Origin of the sequence: Corynebacterium sp. 13CS0277 (assembly GCF_002994655.1) — a bacterium.
Taxonomy (GTDB): domain Bacteria; phylum Actinomycetota; class Actinomycetes; order Mycobacteriales; family Mycobacteriaceae; genus Corynebacterium.
The window spans coordinates 74,701-91,679 of the sequence record NZ_PPDL01000004.1 but is presented as its reverse complement, the minus strand read 5'-3'; the positions used below and the strand labels follow the sequence as shown (position 1 = coordinate 91,679).

Below are 16,979 nucleotides of genomic sequence, written 5' to 3'. Positions count from 1 at the left end.
GCCACAGCCCTCGTGTGGTCCTGCTGATGACTGCCCGTAACGTCACGGCACCCGCCACCGACAGTCCTGCTGTGGGCGCGGCTGATGTTCCACCCCCACCGACGGGCCTTGTGCCCCACTGCTTCCCCGTGACCTGGTGCTGAGAGGATTCTTCACCCCATGACCCGACACGCCCTCACCGTGCGCGCCCTCCGGCTCGCGACCGCCGCACTGTGCGGCGTCGCCACCGTCAGCGCCGCCCCCGCGCTCGCCGGCACCCCGGCCGCCGAGTACGCCGGCACCACGCCGCGCGCCACCCTCACCGAGGGCGCCAAGCCCGGCACCGAGTTGAAGTGGCGGGAAATCACCACCTTCGCCCCCGACCGTGTGAAGGAAGTGTGGGCGCACTCGCCGTCCATGGACCGCGACGTGCCGCTGCTCGTGCTGCGGGCCGCGGAACCGAACCGGCCGACCCTGTACCTCCTCAATGGTGGTGACGGCGGCGAGGGCCGCGCGAACTGGGCGATGCAGTCCGACGCGCTGGCCTACTACTGGGACAAGAACGTCAACGTCGTCATCCCCATGTCGGGCCGCTTCTCCTACTACACCGACTGGGAGAACACCAACGCCTACCTGGGTGGCAAGCAGATGTGGGAGACGTTCCTGACGAAGGAACTGCCGCAGCCCATCGAGGACTACCTCGGCGCCAACGGCAAGCGCGCCATCGCCGGCATGTCGATGACCGCCACCACCACCCTGCTGTACGCGCAGCACCACCCGGGGTTCTACGACGCCATTGGCAGCTTCTCCGGGTGCGCCCAGACGAACGTGGGCCTGGGGCTCGCCGCCGTCGCCGTCACCCTCAACCGGGGCCGGGCCACCATTGAGCAGATGTGGGGCCCGCAGAACTCGCCGACGCGCCTGTACAACGATGCGCTCCTCAACGCGGAGAAGCTGCGCGGCACCCCCATGTACATCTCGAACTCCTCCGGCCTGGCCGGCGTGCACGACCTGCCGTCGAGCCCCCGCATCAAGGGCGACCCGGTGGGTGTCGCCACGAACGTCATCACTGGTGGCGCGATCGAGGGCGCGACGAACGTGTGCACCCACGACCTCAAGGCCAAGCTGGATGCGGCCGGCATCCCCGCCGACTGGAACTTCCGCCCGAACGGCACCCACTCCTGGGGCTACTGGCAGGATGACCTGCGGGCATCCTGGCCGACGTTCGCCCGGGCGATGGGCCTGCCGGAGGCCGAGCAGCAGCCTTAAGCCGCTGCGCGGTCTCGCGCGGGCGGCGACGCACCCGATACAGTGAGTGCGCAGTCGCCCGGCGGCCCACAGCTTTTTCTTCTTTTTCTTCTTCGCCCCTTTTCCCCTTTGCGCTTCTTCGTGTCTTCTTCCCCCACGCCTGCCACTCCCTGTCACGGGGGCGCGGCACGCAGGGCGTGGTTGTTGTTTTTCGACGTATTTCGCTCACCCCTTTCGTAGGAGACTAGGTTTCCCATGGCTTTGACCCGCACTGCCCTCAAGGCGCTGGCGCTCGCGACGGCCGCCGCCGTCACGTTCGCCCCCATCGCCCCCGCCGGCACGGACCCCGCAATCGTCGCCGACGGTGCGGAGCAGGCGACCCTCACCATTGGCTACCCCGACGACATGCAGAAGGCCGTCAACGAGGGCCGCCTGCGGGAGCCGCTGTGGCACCCCCGCATCAAGGCGAAGAAGGGCGCCGTGGATGAAATTTGGGCGTACTCGCCCTCCATGCAGCGCCGCATCCCCCTGCTGGTGATCCGCGGTGGCGACACCTCCAAGCCGCGCCCCACCCTGTACCTCCTCAACGGTGGTGACGGTGGCGAGGGCCGCGCGAACTGGATCATGCAGACCGACGTCGTCGAGTTCTACAAGGACAAGGACGTCAACGTCGTCATCCCGATGCAGGGCGCGTTCTCCTACTACACGGACTGGATTAACCCGTCGATCGCTCTCGGCGGCAAGCAGATGTGGGAGACGTTCCTGACGAAGGAACTCCCCGGCCCGCTGGAAGCCCACATTGGCGGCAACGGGCAGCGCGGCGTGGCCGGCATGTCGATGTCCGCCACCTCCTCCCTCCTCCTCGCGGAGCACAACCCCGGCTTCTACGAGGCTGTCGGTTCCTTCTCCGGGTGTGCGGCCACCTCCTCGACGATCTGGGGGCTGCTGTCGACGTTCCTGACGATGCTGCGCGGCGACGCCTCCGCCTGGACCGCGTGGGGCCCGCTGTTCTCCGCCACCCGCACCTACAACGATGCGCTGGCGAACGCGGACCAGCTGCGCGACACCGAAATCTACGTGTCCAACGGCTCCGGTTTCCCCGGCACCGAGGACCTCCTCGCCTCCGAAACGGTCGACTGGAACCTGGCGAGCTTCTTCGCCCGCATCGTCGACGGCGCGATCATCGAGGGCGTCACCAACGCCTGCACCCACGACCTCAAGGCGAAGCTGCGGGAGGAAAACATTCCCGCCACCTTCAACTTCCGTGAGAACGGCACCCACACGTGGACGTACTGGGCTCTCGACCTGCGTGACTCCTGGCCCACCTTCGCGAAGGCCTGGGGCATGGAAGTCAAGGAGGGTGATCTGTTCCCGCCGAAGCCGTGGGGCCACGACGACGGTGCCTCCTACCGCTACGGCATCAAGCGCGTCCTCGGCTCCGACGGGGGTTCCATTGGCAGCAGCCTCGGCTCCTCCGCACTGTCCTCCGTGACCGGCCTCGACGAGTACCTCGACAAGGGCGTCGATACCCTGTCCGGCCCGTCCGGCTCCTCCCCCGGATCCACCGACCGCCGCCGCCAGCCCGCCGCCCCGAGCACCACCCCGAGTGTGGCGCCGAACCCGCAGGACACCGAGCCGCCGGAGTCGAACTCCGCGAACTCCAACGCCGACAAGGCCGCCGACGGCAGCGAAGCACCCCAGCCGCCCGCAGCGCCCTCCGAGGCCCCCGCCTCCGAGGCACCTGCCCCGTCTGAGGCTCCCGCCCCGGCACCCGCCGACTAGCCCCTCATTTCACCCTGCGCCGCCGGAACCCCACCGGCGGCGCAGCCACACCCACACCAGTGAAGGTCCCCATGCTCCGCCGCCGCACCGCAGCACTCGCCCTCAGCCTCGCCGCCGCCACCGCGCTCGCCGCCACCCCCGCCCAGGCCGGCACCCCCGCCGCCACCGTCGCCGGCACCGCACCCCAGGCGCGGATCACCACCCAGGCACCCGCACTGGACGCCACCCCCCAGTGGCGGGAAAAGACCGCCCACTTCCCCGGCCGCGTCGAAGAAATCTGGGCCCACTCCCCCAGCATGGGCCGCGACATCCCGCTGCTCGTCATCCCCGCCACCGAGCCCGGCCGCCCCACCCTCTACCTCCTCAACGGGGCCGACGGTGGTGAAGGCGGGCTCAACTGGGTGATGTCCACCAACGCGCTCGAGTTCTACCAGGACAAAAACATCAACGTCGTCATCCCCATGGCGGGGCGCATGTCCTACTACACCGACTGGCTGGAACCCGAACCCGCCCTCGGCGGGGTGCAAAAGTGGGAAACGTTCCTCACCAAGGAACTCCCCGGCCCCATCGAAGCCCGCTACCGGGCCAACAGCAAACGCGCCATCGCCGGCATGTCCATGTCCGCCACCTCCTCCCTGGCGCTCGCGGAACACAACCCCGGCTTCTATGACGCCGTCGGTTCCTTCTCTGGCTGCGCCGAAACCAACACCCCCCTCGGGCAGCTCACCATCGCCACCGTCGTCGGCGTGCGGGCCGGCGCCAACCCCACCCGCATGTGGGGCAAGCCCGGCACCCCCACCTACCTCCACAACGACGCACTCGCCGGCGCCCACAAGCTCCGCGGCACGGAATTGTTCATCTCCAACGGCTCCGGGCTCGCCGGCCGCTGGGACCTGTGGTCCAGCCCCTTCATCACGCCCACATTGACGGTGCAGACCCACGTCGTCAACGGTGGCATGATTGAAGCCGTGTCCAACGTGTGCACCCACAACCTTGAAGCGAAGCTCACCCAGGCTGGTATCCCCGCCACCTATGATTTCTCCCCCAACGGCACCCACTCCTGGGGCTACTGGCAGGACGCCCTGGTGAAGTCCTGGCCGACGTTCGTCCGCGGCCTGGGCATCTGATGACCGCCCGGCGGCTACGCTCCACCCCCATCCCCGGCACCCGCGACTCCTACACCGGCGTCGACTTCAACCTCGGGTTCCACGTCCGCCACTACCGGCTGGAGCTCGACTACCGCGTCGGCCCCAACCGCCTCGACGGCACCGCCACCCTCACCCTCGACAACTATGTGGCGCTCACCCGCTGCACCCTCGACCTGGCGCACAACCTCACGGTGAGGAAGGTGCGGCTGCTGCACGGCCCGGCGGGCATTCGGGTGGCGAAGACCCGCCACCACGGCGAGAAACTCACCATCACGTTCAGTGAACCCATCCCCCAGGATGAGGAATTCCAGCTCGCCATCACCTACGGCGGCACGCCCCGCCCCCTGGCAACCCTGTGGGGGGAGATCGGGTGGGAGGAACTGAGCAACGGTTCCCTCGTCGCCTCCCAACCCTGCGGGGCACCCTCCTGGTTCCCCTGCGACGACACCCCCGACGAGAAAGCCACCTACGACTTCCTCATCAGCGCGGATAACCCCTACCGGGTCATTGCCAATGGGGAACTCCTCGGCACCACCCGCGGCGGCTCCCGCACCACCTGGCACTACCGCACCCACCACCCCATGGCGTCCTACCTGGCGACCGTGCAGGTCGGCGACTACCAGGAACTCGTCCTCCAAGACGCCCCGGTGCCGGTGCGCGCCTACCTGCCGGCGGGGCTGCGCGCCTATTTCGCACACGACTTCGCCGACCAGGCCCGCATGCTCGATGTGTTCAGCGACCTGTTTGGCCCGTACCCGTTCCGCGCATACACCGTCGTCGTCACCGACGACCCCCTGGAGATCCCCCTCGAGGCCCAAGCCCTGTCCATCTTTGGGCGGAATCACGCCACCGGGGAGAAAACGTGGGAGCGGCTCATTGCCCACGAGCTCGCCCACCAATGGTTCGGCAACAGCCTGGGGTTGGCGCAGTGGAATGACATTTGGCTCAACGAGGGTTTCGCCTGCTACGCCGAATGGTTGTGGTTCGAAGCCTCCCAGGGGGTACCGGCCGCGGTGCCGGCGCGCCGCCACTACGACATTTTGGCGCAGCTGCCGCAGGATGTGCTGCTGGGCGACCCAGGGCCGAAGGACATGTTCGACGACCGGGTGTACAAGCGGGGCGCGTTGTTCCTCCACGCGCTGCGCGTCCTGGTGGGCGATGAGGTGTTCTTCGCGGCGGTGCGCCGCTACGTGGCGGGCGCCCGCCACTCGGTGGTGGAGCCCCTTGATGTGAAAAACGCGTTCCTCGCGGAGGGTGCCGACGCCGCCGCCCTGGACGCCCTGTGGGGGGCGTGGCTGCACCAGTTGGCGCTGCCGGAGTTCCCGGAGGCGACCCTGTGAGGTTCCTGTCGCTCGCCACCGCCATCGCCGGAATCGCCGGCTTCGTCGTCATCATTGTGGCGGCGTGGGCGCTCACCCCGGCAGAAACCGCCGAGTTCAGCGCCTACTGGGGGTTGTTCTTCACCGGCACCGGGGTGCTCACCGGCTTCATGCAGGAAACCACCCGCTCCTTGGCGGGCACCCCCACCCCCGGCGGGGCGCGCCCCTTAAAAGTCGCCACCTGGGTGGGGGTCGCGATCGCCGCCGCGATCTGTGTGACCTCCCCCGCCTGGATCGGGTCCATTGTGTCCACCCACCACATCCCCGGGGTGCTGCTCCTGGCGGTGGGATTGGCAAGCTACTCCATCCAGGCGGCGATCGCCGGCATCCTGTCGGCCCGCAAACTGTGGTCCCGCTACGCCCTCCTCGTCGCCTGCGACTCCGGTGTCCGCATGATCGCGGCGATTGCGGCATGGCTGGCCGGCTACCACCTCCTCGCCTTCATGATCATCACGGTCATGGGTGCCGCCTCCTGGCTGCTCCTCCTCCGCCCCCGGGGCACCATTGGCAACGCGGTCGCCGACTGCTCCCCGCGGGTCTTCGCCCGGCGCGCCTGGACCGCGATGGGTGCGGCGGGTGCGACGGCGGTGCTCATTGTGGGCTTCCCGACGATCGTGAAACTGACGAACCCGACGGCGGCGGGCGCGGCGGCCGTCATCTACGCCGTCACCCTCACCCGCGCGCCCCTGCTGGTGCCGTTGCAGCAATTCCAGTCGGCGCTCATTGTTCGCTTCGTGGAACACCGCGACCGGCTCGGCCGGGCGCTCACCACCCCCCTGCTGATTGTGTGGGCGGTCGGTGTAGTGGGTGCCGCGGCCGCCTGGGTGGTGGGCCCGTGGCTGATGACGACGATCCTGCGGTCGGAGGCGTACCACATGCCCGGCTGGGCGCTCGGCGCGTACACCATTGGCGCCGCCTGCACCGCCACCATGATGGTCGTCGGCACCGCCACCATCGCCACCGAACGACACGCCTACTACTTGAGCGGCTGGATTGTGGCGACCGCGTTGGCGATCGCCGCCCAGCTGCTGCCGTGGAGCCTGCAGGTCACCACGGTGCTGGCGTTGACGGCGGGGCCGCTGGTGGGCACCACGATCCAGGGCATTGGTCTTGCTAGAATCAGGCCCCATGAAGACTTTGCTGGTCACCGGCGGCGCCGGGTTCATTGGCGCTAATTTTGTCCGCCTCACCCTGAGTGCCTACCCCCAGTACCGGGTGATTGTCGTCGACAAACTCACCTACGCCGCGAACCGCGCCAATGTGCCGGACGGGGTGGAGTTCGTCCGCGGCGACATTTGCGACGCGGAGCTGATGGACCGGCTGGTGCGCGACTGCGACATTGTGGTGCATTTCGCGGCGGAGTCGCACAACGATAATTCTTTGGAGAATCCGCGCCCATTCCTCGACTCCAACATCATTGGCACCTACACCATCCTGGAGGCGGTGCGCCGCCACGGTAAGCGCCTGCACCACATCTCCACCGACGAGGTGTTTGGTGACCTGGAGTTGGATGACCCGAATCGTTTCACGGAGACCACCCCCTACAATCCTTCGTCGCCGTACTCGTCGACGAAGGCGTCCAGCGATCTACTGGTGCGGGCGTGGATCCGGAGCTTCGGTATCGCGGCGACGATTTCGAACTGCTCCAACAACTACGGCCCTTACCAGCACATTGAGAAGTTCATTCCCCGCCAGATCACGAACATTCTGTGTGGTTTGCCGGCGAAGCTGTACGGCACGGGCGAGCAGGTGCGCGACTGGATTCACGTCGACGACCACAACACGGCCGTGCACCTCATCCTGGATAAGGGCGTGCTGGGGGACACGTACATCATTGGCGCCGACAATGACCACGTCAACAACAAGCAGGTCATTGAGATGATCTGTGAGCTGATGGGCGGCGAGTTTGAGCACGTTGCCGACCGCCCGGGCCACGACATGCGCTACGCGATGGATTCCACGAAGCTGCGCACCACCCTCGGGTGGGAGCCGAAGTACACCGACGCGATGCGGGACGGCCTGAAGCAAACCATCGCCTGGTACCGGGACAATGAGGACTGGTGGCGCCCCCAGAAGGACGCCATCGAGGCCGCCTATGCTGCCCGCGGCCAATAGGAGCACACCATGACTACTGCTGTGCACTCGACTGCCATTGACGGGCTCCTCGTCGTCGATTTGACGGTCCATGGCGATGCCCGCGGCTGGTTCAAGGAGAACTGGAACCGGGACGCCATGCCCGGCATCCCCGACTTCGGCCCCGTGCAGAACAACATGTCCTACAACGCCCACAAGGGTGTGACCCGTGGCCTGCACGCGGAACCCTGGGACAAGCTTGTCTCCGTCGCCCACGGTGCCGTCATGGGCGGCTGGTGCGACCTGCGGGAAGATAGCCCCACCTTCGGCGCCACCTACACGCACCGCATTGACCCCCACACCGCGGTCTTCGTGCCCCGGGGCGTCGCCAATGGGTTCCAGGCCCTCGAAGACGACACCGTCTACTCCTACCTCGTCAATGACCATTGGCGGCCGGACGCCCAGTACTACTTCGTCAACCTGGACATCATTGACTGGCCGCTGGAGCCCACCGAGATCAGCGACAAGGACCGCCAGCACCCCCCATTGGCGAACGCGACCCCTGTGCCGCCGCGCACCACCTTAGTGTTCGGGGCAGGTGGCCAATTGGGCACCGCGCTTCGCGGCGAGTTGGCGGGCAGGAAGCAGGTGGAGTTCCTCGACCGGGAGGACATTGACCTCGCCGCGGTGGCGGCCATGGATTACGAAGAGTTGCGGGCGCTCCGCCCGTGGCGCAGCATTGGCACGATCATCAACGCGGCCGCCTACACCCAGGTCGATGCCGCTGAGGGTGAGGGCCGGGCGGACGCGTGGGCGATCAATGCTGCCGCGGTGGGGAAACTGGCACGTCTGTGCACAGAGTTCCACATTCGTCTCGTGCACTACTCCTCCGAGTACGTGTTTGACGGCACGGTGCAGCCGCACCGGGAGGATGAGCCGTTGAGCCCCCTGGGGGTGTACGGGCAGACGAAAGCCGCCGGAGATATTGCCGCCCTCACGGCGCCGGGGGCGCTGGTGCTGCGCACCACGTGGGTGGTGGGCCAGGGGAAGAACTTCGTGCGCACCATGTACGACCTTGCGCGCCGCGGTGTGGAGCCGAAGGTGGTGGACGACCAGATTGGGCGTATCACTTTCGCCACCGAGCTGGCCCGGGCGACCGCCCACCTCGTGGATTCCGACGTCACGGGCGTGGTCAATGTGACCTGCGGGGGTGAGCCCGCCTCCTGGGCGGATGTCGCCGACATCGTGTTCGCGCACCTTGGGAAACCCCCTGTGGGGCGGATCCCCACCTCCGAGTACCCGGCGCCCGCGCCCCGCCCCTTGGGCAGCGTGATGGACCTATCGCGGCTCGAATCCACCGGCTTCGTCCCCGCCGATTGGCGTGACGGACTGGCCGCCTACCTGCACACCTTGGACAAGGAGTCCTGATGAAGGGCATCATCCTCGCCGGTGGTTCCGGCACCCGCCTGTACCCGATCACGAAGGGCATCTCGAAGCAGCTGATGCCGATCTATGACAAGCCCATGGTGTATTACCCGCTGTCGACTCTCATCCAGGCCGGCATCCGCGACATCCTCATCATCACCACCCCGGAGGACTCCCCCCAGTTCCGCCGCCTCCTCGGCGACGGCCACGAGTGGGGCCTGAACCTGCAGTACGCGGAACAGCCGTCCCCGGACGGGTTGGCGCAGGCGTTCATCATTGGCGAGTCGTTCATTGGCGACGATTCGGTGGCGTTGGTGCTGGGCGACAACATCTTCGACGGGCGGCACTTCCTTGACGAGGTGCCCGAGCCCGACGGGGGTGTGGTGTTCGCTTACCAGGTGTCCGACCCGGAGCGCTACGGCGTGGTCGAATTCGACGAGAACCTCACTGCCGTGTCGATTGAGGAAAAGCCCACCCACCCGAAGTCGAACTACGCGGTGGTGGGTTTGTACTTCTACGACAATGATGTCGTCGACATCGCAAAATCGATCACCCCGTCGGCGCGCGGCGAACTGGAGATCACAAGCGTCAATGAGGAATATCTCCGCCGCGGAAAGTTGAAGGTGCAGCGCCTCTCGCGCGGCGACGTGTGGCTCGACACGGGCACCATTGACTCCATGAGTGAGGCGAGCGCCTACGTGGAGGTCCTTCAGAAACGCACCGGCAACATCATTGGCAGCCCCGAGGTCGCTGCCTTCCGTGCGGGCATCATTGACGACGCCCAACTGTTGGCGTTGGCGGAGCCGCTCGTGAAGTCCGGGTACGGGGACTACTTGCGCCGGATCGCCGCGGACGCCAACTCGTAGTAGCGGCGGTAGCCGGCCGCCACCAGACGGTTACCGGCCACTGCCCCCAGGAAAGGATTGTCAACGCTGGCGTCCATGTGGGCGAGAAATTCCGCCCCGCTGATGCGGCGCTGCTTGGCAACTGCCCGCCGGAAACGCCACACCTGCGGCAGGGACTTCAGCAGCAGTTTCGTCGACTGCACCTTCAAGCCGAGACGGCCCTGCAGGGCGGCGATGCCCCACAGCCCCACCCCGACGGCCACGAGTTGCGGCAGCAGCACCGCAATCACCGACAGCGGCCAGGTGCCGAGGATGAACACGAGCCGGTTGCGCTCAATATAAATCCACTTGTAGTCGCCCTTGCCGTAGTCGTAGTCGTGGTGCACGACCGCGCCCCGCAGCAGGCCAATGGTGCCGCCGGCGAGCAACACGCGGGCGGAGAAATCCGTGTCCTCGTGGTACATGAAGTACAGCTCCGCCATGCCGCCCAGCTGCTCCCACCAGGTGCGCCGCACCGCCAAGCAGGCGCCGGAGGCGATGCTGATGGGCTCGTACTCATTGGCAATCCGGGGTTCCTGCCCGTAGCCGTTGACCCAACTCAGTCCGGAGATGTGGAGCGCGTTGCCCGCCGAGTTGATGGTGCCGTCCGGCAGCACCAGGTACGGCATCCACGCCGCCAAGTCGGTGCCCCACCCGGAGCGCACCACGTCCAGCAGGTGCGGGTCCTTCACGTAAGTGTCGGGGTTGAGGAAGAACAACACATCGACGTCGCCTGCGGCGCGGGCGCCAATGTTGCAGCCCGCGGCGAAACCACCATTGTCGTGCTGGATGATGGTCGCCACCCCAGCATCCGTCAGCTGCCACGGCTTCTTGTTGTCGACGACGATGACGCGGTCACCGTCGCGGAGCTGGGGGGTCAGCGATTCCACAAGGCGGGCGATTTCTTTCTCGTGCCCGTACGACACGATGACAATCCCGAGCGTCACATCACGGCTAGCGTCCACAGCAGGCATCATTGGCATAGGGCTGAGCATACGGGGCCTGGGAGGAAATGTGCGGATACGCGCAACGATTGGGGGATTCATTCACTCCCCCGCGCAGTACCCTGCGCTAGAGTAAGCAATCACCATGGACAACACTGACACTTGGCTGATCATCCCGTGCTTTAACGAGGGCACTGTGATCAGGGACGTCATCGAGAACGCGCGCCGCACGTTTCCCAACATTGTGGCCGTCAATGATGGCTCGAGCGATAACTCCGCCGAGCAGATTCATGCTGCCGGCGCGCACCTCGTCAACCACCCCGTCAACCTGGGGCAGGGGGCTGCGATCCAGACCGGTGTTGAATACGCGCGCCGCCAGCCGGGCGCGAAGTACTTTGTCACCTTCGATGCCGACGGCCAGCACCAGGTCAAGGACGTGGTGTCCATGCTGGAGGAGCTGCACCGCGGGGAGCACGACATCATCGTCGGCACCCGTTTCGGTGACGCCGTCCGGGAAGAAGACCACGTGCCGCTCATTAAACGGATCGTGCTGAAGACCGTGGTGATGTTGTCGCCGCGGACCCGCCGGCTGGGCCTGACGGACGCCCACAATGGGCTGCGGGTGTTCAACCGCAAAGTCGCCGACGAGCTCAACATCCGCATGAATGGGATGAGCCACGCCTCCGAGTTCGTGACCCAGATGGACGAGCGTGGCTGGCGGGTGGCGGAACACCCCGTCGATATCCTGTACACCGAGTACTCGATGAGCAAAGGACAGTCCCTCATCAACGGCGTCAATATTCTCGCCGATGGCCTACTGGTTAGGAAGCTGCCGTGACCGGACAATTGTTGATCCAGCTGCTGCTGTTGGCGTCCACGGGCCTGCTCGTGGCGTACTTCATTGGCAACCGTCGTAAGGCTCGCGCGAAAGCAGGCGTCAAGCTTGGTTTTGTGCTGTTCATCCTCGCGTCGATCTACACGGTGCTGCACCCGGATGATCTGACGTGGGTGGCGAACCTTGTGGGCGTGGCCCGGGGCACCGACCTGCTGCTGTACGGCCTGGTGGTGGCGTTCATGTTTACCACCCTGTCGTCGTACATTCGGTTCCGGGAGCAAGAGCTGCGTTACGCCCGCCTGGCGCGCGCCATTGCCCTGCAGAACGCAATCCGGCCAGAAGACGAGTATCCTGGCACGAGCGCATAACCCCATAGTTCTTTAGCCACCCGCCCAGGCGGGTGGGGGCGCCCCCTGGTGAACCCTGTTCGCCAGGGGGTATTTTGTGCACAACTGTCGCTACATCATCCATTGACACCCCGATCAACCCTTTGGGAGTTACCGCGTGAAAAACGCCTTTGCTCAAGTGACCACCACGATGTGGGCATTCATTGCCCTGCTGATCGTGATCGCCGGCCTCGGCGGCTACGTCCTCGGCGAGCGTTCGGCCCCGGATGCGGCTGTGGCTGCCGCCCAGGGTGAGGACGTGACCGCCGAGAACCTGGCGGCGTTGGCCGCTCTGGCGACTCCTGGCGCCAATGGGTCCGCCGGCCCCGGCCCGGAGAAGAAGTCCGACGGCACCTACGACTCGATGATTGTGGGGCCGGGCGGCAAACTCGAAACCCAGGAAGACATCCTCAACATTCACCGCCGGAACCCGCAGGATCCGTTTGCAATTGGCGCGGTCGATGCCCCGGTGGTGATTTCTGAGTTCTCCGACTTCGAGTGCCCGTTCTGTTCCCGCTTCGCCAATGAGACCGAGCCGACGCTGCTGAAGGAGTACGTCGACAAGGGTCTTGTGCGTATCGAGTGGAACGACTTCCCGGTCAACGGCCCGAACGCTGTGGTGGCGGCCCACGCTGGCCGCGCAGCCGCAGAGCAGGGCAAGTTCAACGAGTTCAAGGACGAGCTGTACTTCGCGTCCAAGGACATCAACGGCCACCCGAACTTCGACATGGATGACTTCGTGGGCTTCGCGAAGAAGGCTGGGGTGCCGGACCTGGAGAAGTTCCGCGCCGACGCCACCGGCAGCAAGTACGACGACACCATTGACGAGGCGCGCGCGTACGCGTCTGGGATTGGTATCTCCGGAACCCCGGCGTTTTTCATTGGCGACGAGTACGTGTCCGGTGCGCAGCCCACGGACGTGTTCGTGCAGGTGATTAACCAGCAGCTGGCGAAGACGGTGCAGGGCACCACGGCGAAGACCCAGAAGTAGGTGTCTTCGTGATTTCGATTGGTTTCCTTGGGGCGTTTCTCGGCGGTGTGCTGTCAATCTTGAGCCCGTGCTCGGCGATGCTGCTGCCGGCGTTCTTCGCCTACGCATTTCAATCTAAGACCCAGCTCGCCGCCCGCACCGCAGTGTTTTTCCTCGGGTTGGCGTCAATCCTGATGCCGCTCGGCGCGGGTCTCGGCACGGTGGGCTCTTTGCTCAATGAGCACCGCAGCACGCTGATCCTCATCGGTGGCCTGGTAATCATCGCCCTGGGGATCTACACGTTCCTCGGCTTCGGTTTCCAGATTCCGGGCCTGTCAACGCTGTCTAGCCGGGTGCGGATTGGTTCCTGGGTGTCCATGTTCCTGCTGGGCATGGTGTACGGTTTCGCGGGCTTCTGCGCTGGCCCGCTTCTTGGTGCAGTATTCACCACCGCTGCTGTGTCTGGCAGCGCCACCTACGGGGCGTTGCTGTTGGGGGTGTACGCCTTCGGCATGACGGTGCCGTTGTTCCTGTTGGCCTTGCTGTGGGATCAGTTCGACTTGGGTTCGCGGTCGTGGCTGCGTGGCACGACCCGCCAGGTGGGCCCGTTCAAGCTGAATACGTTCTCGATGCTGGCTGGTGTGCTCTTCATTGGCATCGGTGTGCTCTTCTTGTCGACTCAGGGGACGAGCGCGTTGCCGTCGTTCTTCTCGACGGAGCGCCAGTTCTCTATCCAGGAGCAAGTCGCCAATATGGCGTCCCACGTGTCCAATGCGATGACTCTCTTGATCATTGCTGTAGTGGTGGAGTTGCTGCTGTTCGTGAAGCTGCTGACTGACGAGGCTCCTGCGACTGTGGACGTGGATGAGGAGTCCGCGGAGGCTGCTGCTGACGAGGCGCTCGTCGCCAATGGGGGCTAGCCCCGGGCACGACGAGTAGGGCCTGCTCTCCCCCACTGTTCGCGTGGGGTGGGCAGGCCCTCGTCTGTGCCGGGGGCGTGCAGCTATTCCTCGGGCGGGTCGCCTGGCGGGCCGCTGAGGCCGAGTGGGGTGTCGTTGGGCGGCGGCGGGTGGTAGGTTTTTCGGATTTTGTTGCCGGGGGCTCTGGAGCGGCCGACACTGCGGTTGGGGGTGCGGGTGCCGCGGAACTCCCAGTAGGTTTCGAGGGTGTCGGGGCAGCGTTCCACGCGGCCGCGGGTGTCACTGCCGCCGTGGTCATCGTTAAAGCCGTGGTGGTAGGTGCACATCAGGGCGAGGTTTTTCAGGTCGGTGCGGCCCTGGTAGCGCCAGGCTTTGATGTGGTGGGCTTGGGCGAGGTCAATGCTGCGGTTGCAGCCGGGGTAGGCGCAGGTGCCTTCGGCGGCGAACAGGGCGATGCGTTGGGGGATGCTGGCGCTGCGGGCGGTGCGGCCGAGCGCCAGGGGGAATCCGGTGTACGAGTCGTGGACGGCGAGCCAGTCGTAGTTGTCGCCGAGGAGGCGGCACACCTGCTCGTTGCTGAGCCACATGCCGTTGCTGGTGGCGTAGCCGCCAGGGTTGCCGGCGGCGATTTCGTCGGCGACGACGCTGATGACGAGGCTGGCGGTGCCGCGGAGACTGTCGTCGTGGCGCGCATCCCACTGCTTCAGGGCGCGGGCCGCCATCTGGGCGAGGGCGTCCGCGTAGTACTGGTCGGTGGAGCGGCTGATTTTTGTGTTCTTCTTCTCGGAGGCTTCCCGATCGAAGGCGGCGAGCGTGTCGGCGGACTTCGCGAGGCACTGCTTGACGACGGCGGCCTCCGCGCCGGGGAGATAGCCGGTGAAGGAGCAGCCACCAAGGTGATCTTGGGGGCCGAAGCGGAACGCGCGCAGCTTGCGGGCCTGGCGCTCCTTCTCCGCGTCGCTGAGCGTTGTGGTTTCTACGGCGATGGTGGACGTCACCCAGGCGCGCAAGTCCTCCACGGGTCGTTGTGCGGCCTGCTGGAAGGCCTCGCAGCGCACCTTCTCCACCTTGATGTCGGAGCCGGCCGGGACCTTCTTCAGGGCGTTATTGACGGCGTCGAACTTCTCCAGGCCGACCTTGCCCTCGAGGAAGAGGTCGACGGACTGCTCGTGCCACTGCTGCTCCGCCGGGTCGACCGGATTGTGGAACACCTGCCCGCGCTTGATGAGCACGTTGCCTTCCCGGTTGGAGATCCCCAGCTGGGAGGTGACGAAGTCGCGGGCGTTCGTCGACCCGACCGTATCCCCGGCGCCGGTGGCGACGGCGGCGTGCGCGAAGGACGCCAGCCCGTAGTTGAGGTGGGCGATCATGGGTCCGCAGTCGGAGAACACCTCGAGGACGCCGGCGTGGTCGCCGCTGCGCGCCAAGTCGACGACTCCGCCCAGTGCGGTGCGCAGCATCTCGCCAATGGCTGCGGGGGCAAGGGGTGTGGTCACGGGGCGGCCTCCTTTCGCGTCTCGGGTGTGGTGAGAGCGAGTGTGCCAGCCTTGTCGAGGGGCCTGCAGAAAAGGCGCCGAAGTTATCCACAACGGCGCCACGTGGGGTTTAGTTATCCACAGTGCGGGGTGTGGGGTCTTGACGGGCGGTGCGGAGCAGGAGTAGGAACGTGGCGGCCGCGACGGCCGCACCGAAGCCCAGCATCTGCGGGTAGCTGAACATCCCGTTGAGCTTCGTGAGCAGCGCCGGGAAGATCATGCCCACGTAGGTGCAGCAGTAGAACAAGCCCATGAGCCCCGCCAGATCATTCGGCGGCGCGATCTTCTGCACTTCCGCCAGCCCGCTGAACACCACCAGACCATAGGACAGTCCGAGGAACACGCAGGCAACGAGGGTGACGGGCACGCTGGGGTGGACGGCGGTTGTGGCGGCGAGCGCCATGCCAATGATCGTGACCGTCATCGCCAGCAGCGGGCCGCGCCGGCCGCCGTCGCCAATGATGGCGGGGCAGGGCTGCTGGATCGCGAACCCCACCCCGAGGGTGAGGACGCACAGGGCGGCGGTGAACGCAATGGGGTAGGTGACGTGCGGCCGCATAAGCGTCGGCAGGATCGCGTAGGCCGTGAATCCGGCGCCGAACACCCAGGGCGCGGTGGGGACCACGACGGTGAGGAAGCGGCGATTGCGGACGCTCGGCACCGCAATATCCGCCAGGAGGCTGCCCTTGATGTTGCGGTGGGCGGACTGGCGGGTTTCGGGGATTTTCAGCAGGAACGGTACCAGCACCAGGGTGAGGAGGATATGGATTCTGTACGCCAATTGGCCAGGGATGGGGCCCCATTCGGCGAGCACCCCGGCGAACCCGGCGCCGAGGCCGAAGCCGGCAGTCAGTGCCATGCTGGCGCGTTTCGCCCCCGCCGTCGGCGACGCGGTGGGGTCGAAACGTGGGGAGGAGAGTTCTTTGAGCCAGGAGCCGCCGGCGGTCATCGCCATGCCGACCGCCATGCCGGACATGAGCCGCCCCACCGCCATGACGGGGGCCGTGTGCTCCCCTGCGGCGATGAGGGCGGAGGCGGCGACAGCGACGAGCGGGGCGGGCAGCATGAGCGCTTTGCGCCCGTACCGGTCCGACAGGGGTCCTGTGGCGAGCAGGCCGAGGCCGACGCCAATGGCGTAGGCGATGAGCATCGCGTCGACGAACACGTCGGAGAAGGTGCCGCGTTGCTTGTACAGCACGAGCAGGGGGGTGAATTCGTTGCCACCCCAGGCGACAGCGAACATGGACAGGGCGACGGGCACCCATGCGTGTTTTTCGGCGGCTCTGGGGGTAGACATGGGGGCAAGTGTAGCCGCCCACACACCCGCAGGGGGTGAAAAAGCAAAGAAACATCCCCGCACGCCCGGTGGTGTTCGGGTGTGCGGGGATGTGGTGTGGAGCCGCCTGCGAGAATCGAACTCGCGACCTTTTCATTACGAGTGAAATGCTCTACCGACTGAGCTAAGGCGGCG

General features: G+C 66.2%; 14 protein-coding genes, 1 tRNA gene and 1 pseudogene. 12 read left to right on the top strand and 4 right to left on the bottom strand.

Annotated elements, in window-relative coordinates; genetic code table 11:
- Positions 1–159: 159 nt before the first annotated feature.
- The 8 genes and pseudogenes from C1Y63_RS02450 to rfbA all read left to right on the top strand — a co-directional run bounded on the left by C1Y63_RS02450 (position 160) and on the right by rfbA (position 9,900).
- A complete protein-coding gene (locus C1Y63_RS02450; RefSeq protein ID WP_106014878.1) occupies positions 160–1,248 on the top strand; it encodes an alpha/beta hydrolase family protein in 1,089 nt (362 codons plus the stop codon).
- Positions 1,249–1,482: 234 nt separating this feature from the next.
- Positions 1,483–2,568: pseudogene (locus tag C1Y63_RS02445) on the top strand (alpha/beta hydrolase); the annotation flags it as partial.
- Between the two features lie 512 nt (positions 2,569–3,080).
- Positions 3,081–4,136: an alpha/beta hydrolase family protein gene (locus tag C1Y63_RS02440; protein WP_106014876.1), complete on the top strand. Its 1,056-nt coding sequence runs from the start codon at positions 3,081–3,083 to the stop codon at positions 4,134–4,136.
- Entirely contained in the window at positions 4,136–5,497 is a 1,362-nt protein-coding gene (locus C1Y63_RS02435) for a M1 family metallopeptidase (protein WP_106014875.1), read from the top strand. The genes C1Y63_RS02440 and C1Y63_RS02435 overlap by 1 nt, the downstream gene beginning before the upstream one ends.
- Positions 5,494–6,711, top strand: coding sequence for a hypothetical protein (locus tag C1Y63_RS02430; protein WP_106014874.1), 1,218 nt, complete (start codon positions 5,494–5,496; stop codon positions 6,709–6,711). The genes C1Y63_RS02435 and C1Y63_RS02430 overlap by 4 nt, the downstream gene beginning before the upstream one ends.
- A complete protein-coding gene (gene rfbB, locus C1Y63_RS02425) occupies positions 6,665–7,651 on the top strand; it encodes a dTDP-glucose 4,6-dehydratase (RefSeq protein WP_106014873.1) in 987 nt (328 codons plus the stop codon). The genes C1Y63_RS02430 and rfbB overlap by 47 nt, the downstream gene beginning before the upstream one ends.
- 9 nt (positions 7,652–7,660) lie before the next feature.
- Positions 7,661–9,037, top strand: a complete 1,377-nt coding sequence (locus C1Y63_RS02420) for a bifunctional dTDP-4-dehydrorhamnose 3,5-epimerase family protein/NAD(P)-dependent oxidoreductase (protein WP_106014872.1) — start codon at positions 7,661–7,663, stop codon at positions 9,035–9,037.
- Positions 9,037–9,900, top strand: a complete 864-nt coding sequence (rfbA, locus tag C1Y63_RS02415) for a glucose-1-phosphate thymidylyltransferase RfbA (protein WP_106014871.1) — start codon at positions 9,037–9,039, stop codon at positions 9,898–9,900. The genes C1Y63_RS02420 and rfbA overlap by 1 nt, the downstream gene beginning before the upstream one ends.
- On the opposite strand, the gene C1Y63_RS02410 is transcribed toward rfbA, so the two are convergent.
- Complete coding sequence (locus C1Y63_RS02410; RefSeq protein WP_233195542.1) at positions 9,864–10,883, bottom strand: glycosyltransferase family 2 protein; 1,020 nt, start codon at positions 10,881–10,883, stop codon at positions 9,864–9,866. The genes rfbA and C1Y63_RS02410 overlap by 37 nt on opposite strands.
- A 124-nt stretch (positions 10,884–11,007) precedes the next feature.
- On the opposite strand from C1Y63_RS02410, the gene C1Y63_RS02405 reads away from it, so the two are divergent.
- The 4 genes from C1Y63_RS02405 to C1Y63_RS02390 all read left to right on the top strand — a co-directional run bounded on the left by C1Y63_RS02405 (position 11,008) and on the right by C1Y63_RS02390 (position 13,973).
- Positions 11,008–11,700: a glycosyltransferase family 2 protein gene (locus tag C1Y63_RS02405; RefSeq protein WP_106014870.1), complete on the top strand. Its 693-nt coding sequence runs from the start codon at positions 11,008–11,010 to the stop codon at positions 11,698–11,700.
- Positions 11,697–12,065 carry a DUF2304 domain-containing protein gene (locus C1Y63_RS02400; protein WP_106014869.1) on the top strand — a complete coding sequence of 123 codons (369 nt, stop codon included), beginning with the start codon at positions 11,697–11,699 and terminating at the stop codon, positions 12,063–12,065. Before C1Y63_RS02405 ends, C1Y63_RS02400 begins: the two co-directional genes overlap by 4 nt.
- Before the next feature lie 169 nt (positions 12,066–12,234).
- A complete protein-coding gene (locus C1Y63_RS02395; RefSeq protein ID WP_106014929.1) occupies positions 12,235–13,074 on the top strand; it encodes a thioredoxin domain-containing protein in 840 nt (279 codons plus the stop codon).
- Positions 13,075–13,082: 8 nt separating this feature from the next.
- Positions 13,083–13,973, top strand: coding sequence for a cytochrome c biogenesis CcdA family protein (locus C1Y63_RS02390; RefSeq protein ID WP_106014868.1), 891 nt, complete (start codon positions 13,083–13,085; stop codon positions 13,971–13,973).
- 83 nt (positions 13,974–14,056) lie between these two features.
- Here the strand turns inward: C1Y63_RS02390 and C1Y63_RS02385 are convergent, their stop codons facing one another.
- The 3 genes from C1Y63_RS02385 to C1Y63_RS02375 form a co-directional block, all read right to left on the bottom strand.
- Positions 14,057–15,469 carry an HNH endonuclease signature motif containing protein gene (locus C1Y63_RS02385; protein WP_106014867.1) on the bottom strand — a complete coding sequence of 471 codons (1,413 nt, stop codon included), beginning with the start codon at positions 15,467–15,469 and terminating at the stop codon, positions 14,057–14,059.
- Positions 15,470–15,578: 109 nt separating this feature from the next.
- Positions 15,579–16,805, bottom strand: coding sequence for an MFS transporter (locus C1Y63_RS02380; RefSeq protein WP_106014866.1), 1,227 nt, complete (start codon positions 16,803–16,805; stop codon positions 15,579–15,581).
- 97 nt (positions 16,806–16,902) lie between these two features.
- Positions 16,903–16,978 (bottom strand) — tRNA-Thr (locus C1Y63_RS02375).
- Between the last annotated feature and the right edge of the window lies 1 nt (position 16,979).